A 15943-nucleotide genomic window follows, 5' to 3' on the forward strand; every position below is an offset into this window, starting at 1 on the left:
AATCAAAGTTTTGGATAAAACGATATTTAGAAAAGTGAAATTTGTAGTAATCATACTGTTTGTGTTTGGAACGGGTCTGTCCTTACGTGCACAACAAGATGCCCAGTATACACAATATATGTACAATACTGTGAGTGTGAATCCTGCTTATGCAGGTTCTCGAGGGCATTTGAGCATTGCTGCATTATATAGGAACCAATGGTTGGGATTGGATGGAGCTCCGCAAACCCAGACTCTTAATTTGCATACGCCTATTGGATACCGCGGGGTTGGCATGGGAATATCCATTGTCAATGATCAGATCGGACCTACGTCGGAAACTTATTTTGATGCGGATTTTTCATATACTATCTATACTTCTTTGGAAGGGAGGTTAAGTTTTGGGCTAAAAGCAAGTGCCCATATGCTGGATATTCGATATTCTGAACTGGATGAATTCGAAATTGATCCTCAGCTACAAACGCAACAAGATATACAAAACCAATTTTCACCAAATATCGGAGCCGGAGTCTATTATCATACAAATCGATTTTATGCAGGGCTTTCTGTACCTCGAATACTGGAGACTACACATTTTGATGAATCTTCAGTTTCGACTGCAAGGGAACGAATGAATGTATATCTGATAACAGGATATGTTTGGGATTTGAATCCTTTTCTCAAGTTTAAACCAACTCTGTTGACAAAAATGGTACAAGGAGCTCCGCTGCAAACAGATATATCTGCTAATTTTATGTTTAATGAGAAATTCATAGGTGGCATAGCCTACAGATGGGATGCAGCGTTTAGTGGATTGTTTGGATTTAGGGTTTCCGATGAGATGTTTATAGGTCTTGCCTATGACCGTGAAATCACTGATTTAGGAGGAACAACCTTCAATGATGGCTCAATTGAAGTTATCTTCAGGTATGATTTTATAAAGAATCTTGGCAATCTAAAATCTCCACGCTTCTTCTAATCTATTCTGATTTAAGAACATTTTAGAAACCAGTATCAGGATAATTCCTGACAAAGGTCATATTTTTGTTCTATGAAAGAAGAAAATGTGATATTGGTCAATGAGGCTGACGAACCTATTGGCTTAATGCCCAAAATGGAAGCTCATGAGAAAGCAGTTCTGCACAGGGCTTTCTCTGTTTTTATTATGAATGGCAAAGGAGAAACTATGTTGCAGCAGCGTGCCAGGAACAAGTATCATTCCCCGTTACTTTGGACTAATACCTGCTGTAGCCATCAACGTAGTGGCGAGAGCAATATTGAAGCTGGAAAACGACGTCTACTAGAAGAAATGGGTTTTAAAACAGATCTTAAGGAATTGTTTTCCTTTATTTACAAAGCTCCTTTTGATAATGGCTTAACGGAACATGAGCTTGATCATGTTATGGTGGGGTATTATGAGGATTTTCCAAAAATAAACCCAAATGAAGTGGCGGATTGGAAGTGGATGCATCCAAAAGACATTAAAGATGATATTGCCAAGAAACCTGAGGATTACACCGCTTGGTTTAAGATTATTTTTGAGCGTTTCTACAATCATTTATTAGAAAAAACAGTAAGAAATGAAGGTTAAAGTAAGTAGAAAGGCCAATTTTAATGCAGCGCACAGACTGTATAGGCCTGACTGGAGTTTTGATAAGAACGATGCGGTTTTTGGAAAATGTAACAATCCAAATTATCATGGCCACAATTATGACCTCATTGTTAGTATAACGGGGGAAATTGATAAGGAAACTGGATTTGTCATGGACCTAAAAGTCCTAAAAGATTTGATCAAGGAATATGTGGAAGAAGCCTTGGACCATAAAAATCTTAATGAGGATGTGCCAGAATTTAAGAAATTGAATCCAACTGCGGAAAATATCGCTGTAGTTATCTGGAATAAGCTCAGGCCTTATATAGCCGAGACCAAAGAGTTGGAAATAGTACTCTACGAAACACCTCGAAACTTTGTAACATACTCAGGATAAAATGAATTTATATCCATTGAAATTTGACCCAATATTAAAGGAAAGACTTTGGGGCGGCACAAAGCTAAAAAATGTTTTGAACAAGCTCATTTCAAGTGATATTACGGGAGAAAGTTGGGAGCTTTCGGGTGTGGATGGCAATATATCCGTAGTTGTAAACGGTGAATTAAGGGGAACGTCCCTACAAGAATTAATACAGCAAAATGGAGCAGAATTGTTAGGTAAAAGTGTTGTAGAAAGATTTGGCAGTGATTTTCCGATTTTGATTAAATTTATTGATGCTAATCAAGATTTGTCCATTCAATTGCATCCTGATGACAAGTTGGCTAAAGAGAGGCATAATTCTTTTGGCAAAACTGAAATGTGGTATGTTATGGATTCAGACCCAGGCGCCAAACTCATTATCGGATTCAATAAAAATGTTGAAAAGGATGAATACATAAAAAGTGTTGAAAATGGTTCTCTTTTAGATTTGATGAATTATGAAGAAGTAAACGAAGGAGATACATTTTTTATCAATACAGGTAAAATCCATGCCATAGGAGCAGGAGTTCTATTGGCAGAAATTCAACAAACTTCTGATATCACTTATAGGATATTTGATTTTAACCGAAAGGACAAAGATGGTAACCTTAGAGAATTGCACACAGATTTGGCGCTAGATGCAATAGATTATTCAATGAAAGATGATTTTAAGGTGCAGTATTCCAACGAGAATAATGTTATCAATAAAATGGTAGATTGCCCATATTTTAAAACCAATTTTATTGATCTTACGGCGGAAATGATTCAAGATGTAACCAAAAGGGATTCATTTACAATATACATGTGCGTAGGGGGTGAAGCCGAAATCAGAGATGATTGGGGAAGTGTTTTGATCAAAAAGGGGGAAACCGTTTTAATTGCAGCAGCGAGCAAATCGATTGAATTAATCGCCGAAAAGGCTAAACTTTTAGAAGTTACCATTTAATAGTACATTTGAAAAAACATTGATATGGCAAATATTCGTGATTTAAAAAAGGATATCAATTTTGTTTTAGGGGATATAATAGAAGCTGTCTATTTATGGGAAGCAGGTTCTGACAATAAAGAATCCAAAGAAGGTTCCATTATAATTGACAAAGCCATTTCCGTGTTCGACGAACTAATGGATAAAGTCCACAAAAAAGACGTGGAAAACAACAAGTCTCACTTTAAGGAAATTCGAGCAGAGTTGGAAAAAAAAGCCACAGAACTCGTCGAGGACCTGAACAGTCTAGCCAATTAGCCAATTATTTACCTAGATAGTCTTTGAATGCTTTACCGTATTTTGATGCTCCAACCTCTGGAGTGAGAACACGATATACCGAATCCAAGTATTTTGGATTTGCATCCTTTGCTTCAGTCAACATAATATAGGGAGTAACGTAAGAATCTCCGTTATTTATTCCAAAATTTAATGCATATCTGTATCTGCTGATCAGGTTGCGATCCATCAATTTCTGAAGTGAGTCCAAAGCAACAGAGTCTTCTCTAAATTCAGGCAACATGGCTTTTTGTGTGATTTCAAGTTCTTTGATGTTAAAATTTGAAATCATGGAATTGAATTCCATTAGTTTTTCATGGGTTTTAGAACCTTCAATTTTTGCATTTAAGTCAAAGGTGTTCCAAGAGGTATTGATTTTTATTTCACCGGGCTCACCAAAAAATGTTATTCTATCATTTAAATCATTTTGGTCCTCTTTTTCTAAGTATAGGTAAAAAATTTCTGGACTCTCAACTTCATGCGAAAACGTAAACGAGGCGTCCCCTTTCATTCTAACAGAATCAAGCACGACCAGTGTTGAATCACTAAAGTGCTGCAAGAACAGAGTTCCTTTTTTCAAACCTTTTATATTTCCTGAAACGGTCATCGTATTTTTTGTTTCAGTTTCACAGGAAGAAATCATCAATCCAAGTATGAGTACAAATAAAATCTTTTTCATGGTTAAAATTTAGCGTGGCAAATATCAATAATCTTGGGCGAAAAATTAAACTTTGGATGCTACTTCCATTAGTAAAGCACATAAATAAGCTCCGGCTGTTCCAACTACGTATCCAAAAACTGCCAAAAGTATTCCCACAGAAGTCAAAGAGGGATGAAATTCTGCAGCAACTACGGGTGCGGAAGCAGCTCCGCCCACATTTGCCTGACTTCCAACGGCCAAGAAAAAGTAAGGGGCTTTTATCAATTTCGCCACAAGAATCAGAAGTCCTGCATGTATGGTTATCCAAACTAAACCAATGGCTATCAAACCTGGGTTTTCCATAACCCGTCCCAAATCCATTTTCATTCCAATGGTAGCTACCAAAATATAGATGAACATGCCACCTATTTTACTGGCCCCGGCCCCTTCATAATTTTTGGCTTTGGTAAAGGAAAGCCCTATGCCGAATGCTGTTGCAAAGACAACCATCCAAAGAAATTTGGAGCCTAAGGAAGACAATATTTTTTCCTTGTTTCGTATTACTTCAAAATTACTTTCTAAAAATTCGGCAAAATGAAATCCCAATAAATGTGCTATCCCTACGCCGGCAAAGGCATATAAAAGCATCATCATAAAGTCATGTAGTGAAGTTACCCTGGCAATCTTTGCGGTATGGCTAGATACTTTTTGCTTTAGTTCTTCAATGGAAGAGGTATCAGCTTTTAACCATTTATCAATTTTTTTTGTTTTTCCTATACCCAATAACAAAATGGCCATCCAAATATTGGCAACTACAATATCGATTAAAACCATGCCGCCATACTTCTCTTGATTGTATTGAAAGACCTCTAACATTGCAGCTTGATTGGCGCCTCCACCGATCCAACTCCCTGCAATCGTTGCAAGACCTCTCCAAACAGCATCAAAATCATTTCCTCCAACGGTTTCAGGAGAAAAAATGGAGACAATCAAGATGGCCAACGGACCGCCGATAACAATTCCGGCGGTTCCCGTTAGAAACATGATCAGGGCTTTGGAACCTAGATTTATTATTGCTTTTAAATCAATGCTTAATGTCATCAAAATTAATGCGGCCGGTAATAGATATCTGCTAGCGATATAATATGTTTGCGATTCACGTTCGTTTATAATGCCTGTACTGGCTAAGATTGCAGGTAACAAATAGCACATAAGTACTGTTGGTACAATACCATAGAATTTTTTCCAAAATCCCGTTTTTATGGATGAGGTATAAAAAACGAAACCTAAGCAGAGACAAAGAAGCCCAAAGATTACGGTGTCTTCAGTAAAAGGTAGCTGGTTCATATAATTTTAATGGTAAGAAGTTCAAATATAGGAAAATCAAAGATGGTCTTTAATAAATTTAGCCACCCCATTTTCTTTATTGCTAAGGGTTACCATCTTAGCGATTTTCTTAACTTCAATTCTAGCATTCTCAACGGCCACACCATACCCTGCCTGCTGTAACAGTTCCATATCATTATAATTGTCGCCAAAAGCCAAAACATTTTCCAAAGATTCTTCTGGTCCTAATATGGATTTTACGGCAGAGAGCTTTGAAGCCGATTTTGGTGCAATTTCTATCAATCTATCGTTGGAGCGATAATAGTTTAAGGCTGGAACAAATTCATTCTGCAATACTCCGGTGATATCATCCATACTTTTTTTTCCTCCCATCAGCATAATTTTATGGGGGCCGATGTTTTCTCCTTCCCATCTTTTCAAAGTGGTATGGGTAGATTCAAAAATAGGGTTTGCTTTTGTATTGAAAACTTCTTTTTCAACCCGCATAGAGGTTTCGCCCACAAACCATTCGTTTTTGTGATAAAGTCCTAATTTAATATTCTTCAGTTTGCAAGCTTGGTAAATTTCATTTGCTACACGTGCGAGAATCACTGTGGAACTAAGCTCGTTGTTATTTTGCATAATCAATGCCCCGTTGTAGCAGACGATGGGATTTCCTTGAATCCCCATTCGATTTTGCAGATAGGTCATTGATTTGGGCATCCGTGCCGAGACCAGAATCACTCTTAATTTTTGTTTGATTCGGTTTATTTCCGAAATCGTGAATTCGGAAACATCATTTTTTGTGGAAAGTAGTGTACCGTCCAAATCGGAGCAAAGTATTTTAAAGTCCATCCTATATATTTAGCCAATAGGTCAATTTTAAGTTTATCGACCTATTTTTTGGCATAAAGGAGTTTACAAAATAATTGTCGTTGTAAACAATGAACAAATCAGAAAGTGGAGCAAATCGCCATTGTAAACGTGAATTGAAACCTAAATTATCCCTTTGATTACTGTATTGAACCAATGTTGACCAGAAAACAGACTTATTAAAGGTGATGTTGATTCTTGGGCTGACCAGCCATAGATTTGCACTTGGAAAGGGTTCAGGAAGGTTTATACTATCATAATTCAAATCTAAAGAAAGTGTAACCTTGGGTTGTAATCTGAGACTCATGTCTCCTTCAAATGAAAATCGGGTGCCATTGTAAAAATCCCCATAGCCGGGTTCTAGAGCATAAGAGAAAATCTTTCTACGGTCACTTTGAAAACCAATTTCATAACTGGTGTAGTAATATCCCTGATCAGCAGGAAGTTCCAAGGCACCATCTGTACTGGTGGGGTCAAAAGTATCGGTCAAAAAAGTGAACCTATTGAACATTCTAATACCAATCTCTTCTTGTGTCTTGAATTGGGCCTGCCAGCTGCTAAAAATTGTATAATCGGTGTTTTGATAACCCAATGTTGGTCTCCATATAGCGTTTGGGCTAAAGCGAAAACCATGGTTGTTGATTTTGCCTTTTTTTGGCCAAAAATTAAATTCGATGAAAGGTCTTGCAGCGATAATATCATTTCTTCTTACAAAGCCTAAATCCGATCTAAAGTCATCACCTACGTAATTTCCGCGCAGTCCAAAATTAATTTGTCTGGAGTTGTACTGTAAATCCACTCCACCTGAACTGTTGCGGTCACCGATATCATGGGCAAAGGATTTATGAAAGAAAAATTTACCTACCCAAGTATTATCTGAAGAGGCAAGATTATAATCCAAACCTACAACGCGGTTGTACCTGTCCTCTTCCTCTACAAAATCGTAATCCTTAAAAGTTTCTCTATTCACAAAGATGAAACTAAGGTTAGATCTTGAAAACATTTTTTTCTGGAGTGCAAAAACCGTATTGTTATTGCTTGGAATCTCGTTATCGGAATCTTCTTCTGTTTGAATGTTCAAGAGTCCCAAACGCCAGTCTTCGTTCAATTTTCCACTAAGCCTAACTCCACCGATAATACCATTTTCAATAGTTTCGTCATCTGCATCTTCGGCTATTCCAATTCTTCTTGAAAAAAACGGGTTGGAATCACGCTCATTGCCAAATGTTCCAAAAAGGTCACTGTTATCAATAAAAAATTGCCTTCTTTCCGGCAATGATATCTCAAACCGGGTAAGGTTGGTGAAGATGTTGTCCACTTCTACGTTTGAAAAATCAGGGTTAAGGGTTATATCCAGATTCATTCCATTACCAATGGAAACCTTGGCGTCTCCTCCAAAGTTTAGTTCGTTTACAGATTCATTGGTTTCAAAATCCTTTGAAGACACCCCATTTATGTAAGGGATAAGCGCTAAAGGGGTTCTTGATTTTCCCAATGGTTCTTCAAAAATCATATCCCCCATGAACGCTAGGCCAAAAATCAATTGGTTTTGAGGGATTTCCATCCAGGTACTGGTCTCGTTCGACTGCATATCAAACCGATAACTATTAAACCGCCATTTGGTCTCTCCTTGTTTAAATTTAAAGGAAGTTAGAGGAATGGCCATTTCACAGATATAATAACCATCATATATTTTTGATTCTCCCTGCCACTTTACATCCCATGAGGTAGTGAAGCCTCCCAAATCGCCCCCTCCGTTGGATATTAAGGCTTCTCTACGAACACCGTAAGGGTTCATTCCAAAGAGGAAAGCGTTTGTGCCATCATTGAAGGTATCGAAAAGTAAACTTATGTTATCATTTCCACCAGCTCTATAATCCCTTTGCAATGAAGGTATTACATAATCCTCACCTTTGGTGTTCACTTTAATGCCTATGTATAAGGTAGTGGCGCTATAGAGCATTTTTATATCGGTCTGCTCAACGGCCAAAATGGAGTCTGAAGGAAAGTATTGTTGAAAATCATGTGCACTTTCTGCGGTTTCCCAAATAGGTTCATCCAATATTCCATCTATTTTTATAGGTTGGTTAATGAACTTTACGGTAAACTGTTTGGTATTGGTCTGTGCAAAAAGAAAAATAGGAAGGAGTATTGCAACGAGTACAAAACGAATTTTCAAAATTGGGATAGTTTAGTTAGCAAATCAAATTTAAGGGAAAGTGTCGTTAAAAAAATCACAAATGTTATACTATCAATTGTCTTTTAATAAAGTTTGAAAATCAAATCAGTTTGTTGTTTGGTTTGGCCTTGGTTTTCTACTTTTGAAAAAACATCGATCATGAATAAAGTATTTTTTCTTTTTTTATTAATTCCTATACTGGGTTTTAGTAATTACTGGGGAAAAACAGGACATAGGGTTACTGGACATATTGCACAAAACCATCTTTCTGGGAAAGCCAAAAGAGCACTAAACAAATTACTCGACGGACATAGTTTAGCTTTTGTTTCAACATATGCGGATGAAATTAAAGCAGATAGAAACAATTCCAGATTTTCTCCTTGGCACTATGTTAATTATCCTATGGACATGCGCTATGAGGATTCTGAAAAAAGTGAGTTTGGCGATGTGGTCATGGCCATTGAAGAATGCATTGGTATTATAAAAAATGAAACCAGTACAAAAAAGGATAGGGTTTTTTATTTGAAAATGTTGATACATTTGGTTGGTGACCTTCATCAGCCGATGCATGCAAGTAGGGCAGAGGATAAGGGTGGCAACGATATTCAATTACAATGGTTTGGCGAGGGTACCAATCTGCATCGTGTCTGGGATAAAAACATGATCGTTTCTTATGGAATGACCTATACGGAACTCGCTACAGAACTGGATAGACTTCCAAAATGGAAACGCAAGAAAATTCAGGAGGGTACAATTTACGATTGGGTGCATGAATCACACTTGATTGCTGCCGAGCTGTACGGTTCGGTTGAACCAGGCGAAAAAATTGGATATCAATATAGTTACAAGTACAACAATATATTATTTGACCAATTACAAAAGGGAGGTTTGAGACTCGCAAAGGTACTGAACGACCTTTTCCGTTAGTACATTATTTTATAATTCTAAAAGTCAGGTTAATGCGTTCGCCTATATTTTTACTGGTTTTAGCTATCTTGTGATGCCATTTGTGCTGGGTCTCGCCAGCCATTAACAGTAAACTTCCATGTTCCAAAACTATTTTATGTTTAAGCAATTTATCTTTTTTATTCCTTAAATGAAAAATACGTTCTGCTCCCAATGATATTGAGGCGATAACAGGATTTTGGCCCAGTTCCTTCTCATCGTCCGCATGCCAACCATTACTATCTTTGCCATTTCTGTAATAGTTTAGTAAGCATGTAGAAAATTCCATCTCGGCCTCTTTCTCAACAAAAGATTTTATTTGCAGCAGTTCTGGTGTAAACTCGTGTGGACGCATAACGATATTGGAATAACTATAGGCTTTATCGTTATTTCCATAAAGTGCCGTCAATCGCGGTTGATCATAAGTTTTCCCAAAGACCTTGATTTTATCTTGTTGCCATGGAACCTTACTTTTTAGAATTTTAAAATAGGCGCTGGCATTCTCAGTTTTTAAAAAATTGGAATAATAACTAATCTCGCTTTCAGGAAGGTTTAAATCGATTTTTTCCGAAAACAATCCCATTATTTGAGTACCGTTTTTAATTGACTTCTGTATTCTGATGGATTTTGTCCCGTGAATGCCTTAAAGGATTTATTGAAATGTGAAAAGTTATTGAATCCACAGTCAAAACAAACCTGTGTAATGCTAATGGGTTGCTCAGCCAAAAGTTTGGATGCATGTACCAAGCGATATTCATTTACAAACTGGGTAAATGTTTTGTGGGTAATTTTCTTAAAATATCTACAGAAAGATGGAACGGTCATACTTACCATATCAGCAATCCCTTCCAAGCTTATATCTTCTTTAAAATTGGCCTTTACGTGATTAAATACAATATTGATCCTATCATTGTCCTTGACTTCTGTTTCCATGGAAAAACCTTGTCCGTTAAGAACTTTTATTTCATCTGATGTGGCTAACTGGTTCAAAATATTGAGAATTGACAGCAGCCTTTGAAAATCTGTCTGATATTCCAATATTTCCATTTTCTCGCCAACTTTTGTCTTTGTTTTTCCGGAAAAGGCAATACCGCCCTTGGCAACCTCAAATAGTTTGTGGATATTCTTCATTTCGGGAATATTGAAAAAATCGTTCCCAAGGAAATCGGCTTTCATCTGTATCAGGGTCTCGCTTTTGTTTCCTGTCAGCTTATCTGTAAAACCACAATGTGGTAAATTGGATCCGATCAAAATAAGGTCACCGTTCCTAAAATACGATACGTGGCTTCCTATTTGTCTTTTTCCGGAACCACCATTAACGTAAACTAGCTCCAATTCGGGGTGGTAATGCCAGCCATTGTTCTTATTCTCCTTATTATGGTTAAATTTTTGATATGTGAACGAGTGCCCAAAACTTGGTTCAATTGCTTCAAAAGCAGGTTTTTGAATCATTGTCGCCATCTTACTTTCTTTTCTGTAAAGTTATCACTGGTTTAAAGATACCGTCTATGCAAAATTACCTAAAATATATGCTGTATTACCCTTAATACTAAATTAACATTTCACAAAGGGTAATATTGCACATAAATTGGAAAAAATGGTAGTATCACAGGGTATTGTTTCATAGTAGTTTTGCCTTGTAATCTTAAAAAACGAAACGTTATGAAATCAGTTTTAAATTATGTTACAGTAGCGGCATTCTTGGTAATATCTACCATAGGATATGCAAATGGACCAGCAAACGCATTGGGTAAAAAAGGAATTTCCAAAAGTGAGGTGGAAAAAAGTTTAATCGATATTACCTTAGACCCGGTATTTATAAAGAAGGGCGACAAGATATTGTTGAACTTATTAAATCTTACGCAGGGAAAAGTAGTAGTAAAGGTTTACGATAGCGAAGATAGACTTGTTTACAGTGAATCAATAGATGGCGAAATCGTTATTGAAAAGTCATTCAACTTTGAAAAAGCTTTTGAAGATAAATACACTTTAGTAGTTGTAGATAAATTGGGAACTTATAGAGAGACCATTGACGTAAGATAGTTTGTTTAGTTAATTCAGTGCAAGGGGCCCTAATTTTGGGCCTCTTTTTATAGGAATCTTTTCAAACGCTCTCTTTTCTTAGCTGGCAATGCCTCATTTTCAATGGCCATTTTTAAGATGTTCTTATCTTTATTTCTGGAAAATAGCACATTATAAAATTGTTGGGTCGTTAACGGGCTACTGGATTTTTCAATCAATTCCATGGAATCTCCAATTTTGGCTTCGCCAACATCCAGAACCTTAACATAGGTGCCAGGAAATCCATAATCTATAAATTGTTCCAGAATATTTTGGGTTCCAAAGCGTATTCCCAACTTATAACAAGGCTCCCTTGGTTGACTAATTTGTACAACCGAAGTACCGATTCGGTAAATGCTACCGATTTGCATTTGGGATTCGTCCAATCCTTCAACCGTCAAATTTTCCCCGAACATGCCCCAATTCCAATCCAAATCGGGGTATTTTTCTTTCCAATAAGGGTAGTGGTCTGCAGAAAAGAGGTAGCATGCCTTAAAAATTCCTCCATGGTGTTTACGATCACTGATAGTATCACCTTTTACCGTTTCATCCTCTAATAAAAGTGGTTTTTTCGTAGGGTATTTGTAAATTCCGGTTGTTGTCTCCTGTCCTTTCCAGGTTATGGGAGTAGCTCTGCCAATATTTGTTGAAACTATTTTCACGGGATTAAATTTCTAGATAAAAGGCAGCCCAGTATATTAAACCGAACTGTAACGGAATTCTCAATATCAATATCCACTTTGGTACTCCAGCAGATGCTTTTTCTCCCGATAGCATATAAAAGTGAACCAACAGGAAAACAAGCAGCATTAAAATGATACCATAAATACCAATTTTTTTGGTCTGTTCAAAACAAAGAGCGATACCCAAGACAATTTCTGCGATACCACTTAGCAATACCAAAAACTTATGGTTTGGCAAGTAATTTGGCATGATGCGCATATATGCTTTTGGATATATAAAATGCATAATTCCTGCAATAATATACATTCCTGCCATTAGATAAAGGTGCCAAGGATAGCTCATAGTTTATTTTTTAAAATGCCAAAATGGAATCACTTCACGGGTAACATTGGTGATTGTATCCTTTTTCTTTTGTAATCGTTTGACCTTTAATATATGTTTCCCTTCTTTTAAACTATCAAGTTTTATAAAAGTTTCAAAACCGAGAATATTTTTGATTTCCGTTGTAAGAATAAAATCGCTGGATATTACCGTGCTATCTATTTGTAAGGAATACATTTTATTAAATGTCTCAAGATAAATCTTTCTTACGCTGTCGCGTTGCTTTTGAGTCTGTAATTTATCCTCCCAATCACTGCTGAATTCTATTCCTGAAGTAAGCCCTCTTTTATCGTCTTCCGGTTCCAAAGATTCCTTAAACCTGAAAATTTGTGTTTCTATACTTTCTGAAAAGGGGATGAAGACCTGTAAATGATTTTTGGTAATTGTTTTTGATGGTATTGCTACTTCTCCAGGAAAATCGGCATCCTCGTCAAGCATGTCAAAATAATTTTTTTTATTGGCAAAAATGCTCGAGGAGCTTTGGTCTTTATCTAGATAATTGGAGTTACGGTATTCTACGGAGGTGATCATTAATATTAAGATGTAGACCGGTGTAAGCCATAGGATAAGGCGCTTCCCAAATTTGTTGTCCAAAAAATTATATACTAGGGGGCGGTATAAAAATGATAATGTCAGAAAACTGAATACCCAATAAATAGGAAAGTAGAATTTTGCTATCCACTTGTTTTTCTTTAATAATCCTTGGGTAATAAAATCTATAAAGGTCAAAAACATGCCGAAGCAGACGAATATAATCAACGTTATTCCCAGTCCATTACTGAGCCAATCCGGCAATGAATCATTATTAATAATAAGGTTTGCAATTAAAACAATGCATATGATAACCACTGTAAATGCAAGTACATAAAAAATGAGCAGGAACGATATTGCAAAGAGAATGCTACAATAGTTTTCCAGATTGCCAATGTATCTGTCAAATGAAACTATTTTTTTACGGAGATAGTTTTTGAACTGCTCCGTGTATTTAAGTTTATCAAATTCGATATCTCCAGAAACGTATCTCAAACCAAGTGCACCGATCCAGAGACCTCTTAAAATGACATGTAAAAGTAGATTGAAGAGAAGGATGGAACATGCCAACAATAGAACTAAGTAAACAACAATACTATAGATTTGCCCATTATTTTCAGCATCGATCATTTCGATTTTAAGAGGTTCATATGCTGTGAAAAGTCCAAAAATTGCAAAACCCGAAATAATAAGTTCCAGTTCCCAACTCTGCTGTTGTAAAGAGTCAAGTAATTTTTTAAAAGCAGGACTTTTATAGTCGTTGTTCATTGAAATGATAGTTTCCCGCTCCAATATAAAACTTTTGCAAATAAAAAACGCCCCTACTTGTGTTTTGCAAGTAAGGGCGGTTCTTTATAATAAGTGATTCCTTGTAAAAAAGGGTTTCAAACTGGTATTTACTTAATCATTTCGTAACTACGTGAAATAAAATTGGTAAGCTCTTTACCTTTTAGCAATCCTTTTGACAATCTCGCCAAATCAAGCGACTGATTAATCAATCTTTCCCGCTTTTTGGATGTTTTGGTATTCAGAATTTCGCTGACAAGCCCATGGTTGGTGTTCACGATCAGATTGTACATTTCTGGCATACCACCCATACCAAACATTCCGCCACCACCTGTTTGCTGCATTTCTTTCATTCTGCGCATAAATTCAGGCTCTGTAATAATGAACGGTGATGATGAACTGTCCATTGCTTCCATTTGTATGGTGTACCCTTTCTCTTTGACGACTTCTTCAATTTCTCCTTTTAGCTTCTCCTTTTCTTCGTCAGAAAGCTTGGAAATAGCGGTATCTTCCTTTTTTATGAGATTGTCCAAATGATCTGCATCCACTCTTGCAAAGGATAAATTCTCTTTTGAAGTCTCCAATTTTTGTATTAGATGTGATATAATCGGAGAATCCAAAAGCAATACTTCGTAACCTTTTGCCTTTGCAGCTTCTATATAGCTGTGTTGTGCTTCTTTATCCGAAGCATAAAGCACTACCAATTTATCGTCCTTATCCGTTTGGTTATCTTTTATCTTATTTTGCAGTTCTTCAAAGGTGTAGAAATTTCCATCTACGGTTGGATATAATGCAAATTTGTCCGCTTTTTCAAAGAACTTATCTTCGGAAAGCATTCCGTATTCAATGACAACTTTAATATCGTTCCATTTTTGCTCAAAATCCTCACGGTTGTTTTTGAACAATGAACTTAATTTATCCGCTACTTTTCTGGTGATGTAAGAAGCTATTTTTTTTACGGCACCATCTGCCTGCAAATAGGACCTTGAAACATTTAAAGGAATATCCGGCGAATCGATTACCCCACGGAGCATGGTTAAGAATTCCGGTACAATACCTTCTACATTGTCCGTGACAAAAACTTGATTTTGATATAATTGAATTCTATCTTTTTGAATGTTGAGGTCGTTGGACAACTTGGGAAAATATAGAATCCCCGTCAAATTAAACGGATAATCCACGTTTAAATGGATATTGAACAAGGGTTCCTCAAACTGCATGGGGTACAATTCCCTGTAGAATTGCTTGTAATCCTCGTCCTTTAAATCTACCGGTTGTTTTGTCCATGCAGGATTAGGATTGTTAATGATGTCATCAACTTCCTTTGTTGGAGCTGGATCATCTTCTTTCGCATCTTCGGGTTTTGGCAGCGTTTCCGTTTTTGTGCCAAACTTGATGGGTATGGGCATGAACTTGTTATATTTCATCAACAGTTCACGGATTTTGGAATCTTCCAAAAATTCTGTGGAATCCTCTGCGATATGAAGTATAATTTCTGTACCCCTATCTTTTTTCTTTGCTTCTTTTAAAGTAAATTTTGGCGATCCATCACAAGACCAATGCACTGCAGGCTCGTCCTTAAAACTTTTTGTGATGATTTCAACCTTCTCCGCAACCATAAAGGCAGAGTAGAATCCAAGTCCAAAATGTCCGATGATACCTGTATCCTTATCTGCATCCTTGTATTTATCCAAAAATTCCTCTGCTCCCGAGAAAGCAACTTCATTGATATATTTTTTTACTTCCTCTTCTGTCATTCCAATACCTTGATCGATCACATGGATACGCTTCTTGTCCTTATCCACTTTAATCTCTATAATGGGATTTCCATAATCAACCTTTGCCTCTCCAATAGAAGTAAGGTGCTTAAGTTTTAACGTAGCGTCCGTTGCATTGGAAATTAGCTCTCTCATGAAAATTTCATGGTCACTGTAGAGAAATTTTTTTATTAAAGGAAATATATTTTCAACTGAAACATTTATTTTACCTGTAGCCATATTTTAATAATTTTCTATATGTTTCAAGTAAGATGTCAAAAAAAATACCATAGTCATCAATATGACAAACTGACATTATAAGCGGCACTGATTGTACAAATAAAATTTTAACACATTTTTGTTCATCATTTTTATAAAAATGATAAACAAAATTAGTATGTTTGTATTGTTATAGGAAAGAAATTGCTATGAAATAGTTTATTACTATAACAAGTTTGTTTATTTATTGGTTAGGTTGTTGAAAACGCACTTTCACCTGAAAGTGCGTTTTCCTTTTTAAACGTATTA

Annotated in this window: 17 protein-coding genes; 7 read left to right on the top strand and 10 right to left on the bottom strand. The window is 36.4% G+C overall.

Annotated features, from left to right (window positions below; all coding sequences use genetic code 11):
- Nucleotides 1-34: 34 nt before the first annotated feature.
- The 5 genes from HME9304_RS12235 (at nucleotide 35) to HME9304_RS12255 (ending at nucleotide 3234) form a co-directional block, all read left to right on the top strand.
- Nucleotides 35-958, top strand: a complete 924-nt coding sequence (locus HME9304_RS12235) for a PorP/SprF family type IX secretion system membrane protein (RefSeq protein ID WP_239023265.1) — start codon at nucleotides 35-37, stop codon at nucleotides 956-958.
- A 72-nt stretch (nucleotides 959-1030) separates the two neighbouring features.
- On the top strand, nucleotides 1031-1570 hold the full coding sequence (gene idi / locus HME9304_RS12240) for an isopentenyl-diphosphate Delta-isomerase (RefSeq protein WP_112378865.1): 540 nt from the start codon (nucleotides 1031-1033) through the stop codon (nucleotides 1568-1570).
- Complete coding sequence (locus HME9304_RS12245; RefSeq protein WP_112378866.1) at nucleotides 1560-1967, top strand: 6-pyruvoyl trahydropterin synthase family protein; 408 nt, start codon at nucleotides 1560-1562, stop codon at nucleotides 1965-1967. The genes idi and HME9304_RS12245 overlap by 11 nt, the downstream gene beginning before the upstream one ends.
- Nucleotide 1968: 1 nt before the next feature.
- Nucleotides 1969-2937, top strand: coding sequence for a type I phosphomannose isomerase catalytic subunit (locus tag HME9304_RS12250; RefSeq protein ID WP_112378867.1), 969 nt, complete (start codon nucleotides 1969-1971; stop codon nucleotides 2935-2937).
- A gap of 24 nt (nucleotides 2938-2961) precedes the next feature.
- Nucleotides 2962-3234, top strand: a complete 273-nt coding sequence (locus HME9304_RS12255; RefSeq protein WP_112378868.1) for a hypothetical protein — start codon at nucleotides 2962-2964, stop codon at nucleotides 3232-3234.
- 4 nt (nucleotides 3235-3238) lie between these two features.
- Here the strand turns inward: HME9304_RS12255 and HME9304_RS12260 are convergent, their stop codons facing one another.
- Genes HME9304_RS12260 through HME9304_RS12275 form a run of 4 tightly spaced genes read right to left on the bottom strand, consistent with a single transcriptional unit; the run spans nucleotide 3239 to nucleotide 8273 of the window.
- Complete coding sequence (locus tag HME9304_RS12260) at nucleotides 3239-3931, bottom strand: DUF4369 domain-containing protein (protein WP_112378869.1); 693 nt, start codon at nucleotides 3929-3931, stop codon at nucleotides 3239-3241.
- Between the two features lie 45 nt (nucleotides 3932-3976).
- A complete protein-coding gene (locus tag HME9304_RS12265; protein ID WP_112378870.1) occupies nucleotides 3977-5239 on the bottom strand; it encodes a DUF819 family protein in 1263 nt (420 codons plus the stop codon).
- A gap of 36 nt (nucleotides 5240-5275) precedes the next feature.
- Nucleotides 5276-6073, bottom strand: coding sequence for an HAD family hydrolase (locus tag HME9304_RS12270; protein WP_112378871.1), 798 nt, complete (start codon nucleotides 6071-6073; stop codon nucleotides 5276-5278).
- 1 nt (nucleotide 6074) lies between these two features.
- Nucleotides 6075-8273, bottom strand: a complete 2199-nt coding sequence (locus tag HME9304_RS12275; protein ID WP_112378872.1) for a DUF5916 domain-containing protein — start codon at nucleotides 8271-8273, stop codon at nucleotides 6075-6077.
- Nucleotides 8274-8429: 156 nt separating this feature from the next.
- On the opposite strand from HME9304_RS12275, the gene HME9304_RS12280 reads away from it, so the two are divergent.
- Complete coding sequence (locus HME9304_RS12280; RefSeq protein WP_112378873.1) at nucleotides 8430-9197, top strand: S1/P1 nuclease; 768 nt, start codon at nucleotides 8430-8432, stop codon at nucleotides 9195-9197.
- A 4-nt stretch (nucleotides 9198-9201) separates the two neighbouring features.
- On the opposite strand, the gene HME9304_RS12285 is transcribed toward HME9304_RS12280, so the two are convergent.
- Together HME9304_RS12285 and HME9304_RS12290 are read right to left on the bottom strand one after the other, a co-directional pair.
- Nucleotides 9202-9798 (bottom strand): alpha-ketoglutarate-dependent dioxygenase AlkB family protein, encoded by a 597-nt coding sequence (locus HME9304_RS12285; protein ID WP_112378874.1) that lies wholly within the window; start codon nucleotides 9796-9798, stop codon nucleotides 9202-9204.
- The gene (locus HME9304_RS12290) at nucleotides 9798-10667 is read right to left on the bottom strand and encodes an AraC family transcriptional regulator (protein ID WP_112378875.1); all 870 of its coding nucleotides are present in this window, start codon (nucleotides 10665-10667) and stop codon (nucleotides 9798-9800) included. The genes HME9304_RS12285 and HME9304_RS12290 overlap by 1 nt, the downstream gene beginning before the upstream one ends.
- 210 nt (nucleotides 10668-10877) lie before the next feature.
- On the opposite strand from HME9304_RS12290, the gene HME9304_RS12295 reads away from it, so the two are divergent.
- Nucleotides 10878-11258, top strand: a complete 381-nt coding sequence (locus HME9304_RS12295; protein ID WP_112378876.1) for a hypothetical protein — start codon at nucleotides 10878-10880, stop codon at nucleotides 11256-11258.
- Between the two features lie 47 nt (nucleotides 11259-11305).
- On the opposite strand, the gene HME9304_RS12300 is transcribed toward HME9304_RS12295, so the two are convergent.
- The 4 genes from HME9304_RS12300 to htpG form a co-directional block, all read right to left on the bottom strand.
- Complete coding sequence (locus HME9304_RS12300) at nucleotides 11306-11938, bottom strand: MOSC domain-containing protein (RefSeq protein ID WP_112378877.1); 633 nt, start codon at nucleotides 11936-11938, stop codon at nucleotides 11306-11308.
- A gap of 4 nt (nucleotides 11939-11942) precedes the next feature.
- Entirely contained in the window at nucleotides 11943-12302 is a 360-nt protein-coding gene (locus HME9304_RS12305) for a DoxX family protein (protein WP_112378878.1), read from the bottom strand.
- Between the two features lie 3 nt (nucleotides 12303-12305).
- Complete coding sequence (locus HME9304_RS12310) at nucleotides 12306-13640, bottom strand: hypothetical protein (RefSeq protein WP_112378879.1); 1335 nt, start codon at nucleotides 13638-13640, stop codon at nucleotides 12306-12308.
- 128 nt (nucleotides 13641-13768) lie between these two features.
- Nucleotides 13769-15655, bottom strand: a complete 1887-nt coding sequence (gene htpG / locus HME9304_RS12315) for a molecular chaperone HtpG (protein ID WP_112378880.1) — start codon at nucleotides 15653-15655, stop codon at nucleotides 13769-13771.
- Nucleotides 15656-15943 lie beyond the last annotated feature (288 nt).

This window comes from Flagellimonas maritima, from assembly GCF_003269425.1.
Lineage (GTDB): Bacteria > Bacteroidota > Bacteroidia > Flavobacteriales > Flavobacteriaceae > Flagellimonas > Flagellimonas maritima.

Bases quoted from the DNA above. Each gene is read 5' to 3' on its own strand.
- HME9304_RS12260 (WP_112378869.1), bottom strand. From the start codon at position 3,931: ATGAAAAAGATTTTATTTGTACTCATACTTGGATTGATGATTTCTTCC.
- htpG (WP_112378880.1), bottom strand. From the start codon at position 15,655: ATGGCTACAGGTAAAATAAATGTTTCAGTTGAAAATATATTTCCTTTA.
- HME9304_RS12245 (WP_112378866.1), top strand. From the start codon at position 1,560: ATGAAGGTTAAAGTAAGTAGAAAGGCCAATTTTAATGCAGCGCACAGA.
- HME9304_RS12305 (WP_112378878.1), bottom strand. From the start codon at position 12,302: ATGAGCTATCCTTGGCACCTTTATCTAATGGCAGGAATGTATATTATT.
- HME9304_RS12290 (WP_112378875.1), bottom strand. From the start codon at position 10,667: ATGATTCAAAAACCTGCTTTTGAAGCAATTGAACCAAGTTTTGGGCAC.
- HME9304_RS12280 (WP_112378873.1), top strand. From the start codon at position 8,430: ATGAATAAAGTATTTTTTCTTTTTTTATTAATTCCTATACTGGGTTTT.
- HME9304_RS12285 (WP_112378874.1), bottom strand. From the start codon at position 9,798: ATGGGATTGTTTTCGGAAAAAATCGATTTAAACCTTCCTGAAAGCGAG.
- HME9304_RS12270 (WP_112378871.1), bottom strand. From the start codon at position 6,073: ATGGACTTTAAAATACTTTGCTCCGATTTGGACGGTACACTACTTTCC.
- HME9304_RS12295 (WP_112378876.1), top strand. From the start codon at position 10,878: ATGAAATCAGTTTTAAATTATGTTACAGTAGCGGCATTCTTGGTAATA.
- HME9304_RS12265 (WP_112378870.1), bottom strand. From the start codon at position 5,239: ATGAACCAGCTACCTTTTACTGAAGACACCGTAATCTTTGGGCTTCTT.
- HME9304_RS12255 (WP_112378868.1), top strand. From the start codon at position 2,962: ATGGCAAATATTCGTGATTTAAAAAAGGATATCAATTTTGTTTTAGGG.
- HME9304_RS12310 (WP_112378879.1), bottom strand. From the start codon at position 13,640: ATGAACAACGACTATAAAAGTCCTGCTTTTAAAAAATTACTTGACTCT.
- HME9304_RS12250 (WP_112378867.1), top strand. From the start codon at position 1,969: ATGAATTTATATCCATTGAAATTTGACCCAATATTAAAGGAAAGACTT.
- idi (WP_112378865.1), top strand. From the start codon at position 1,031: ATGAAAGAAGAAAATGTGATATTGGTCAATGAGGCTGACGAACCTATT.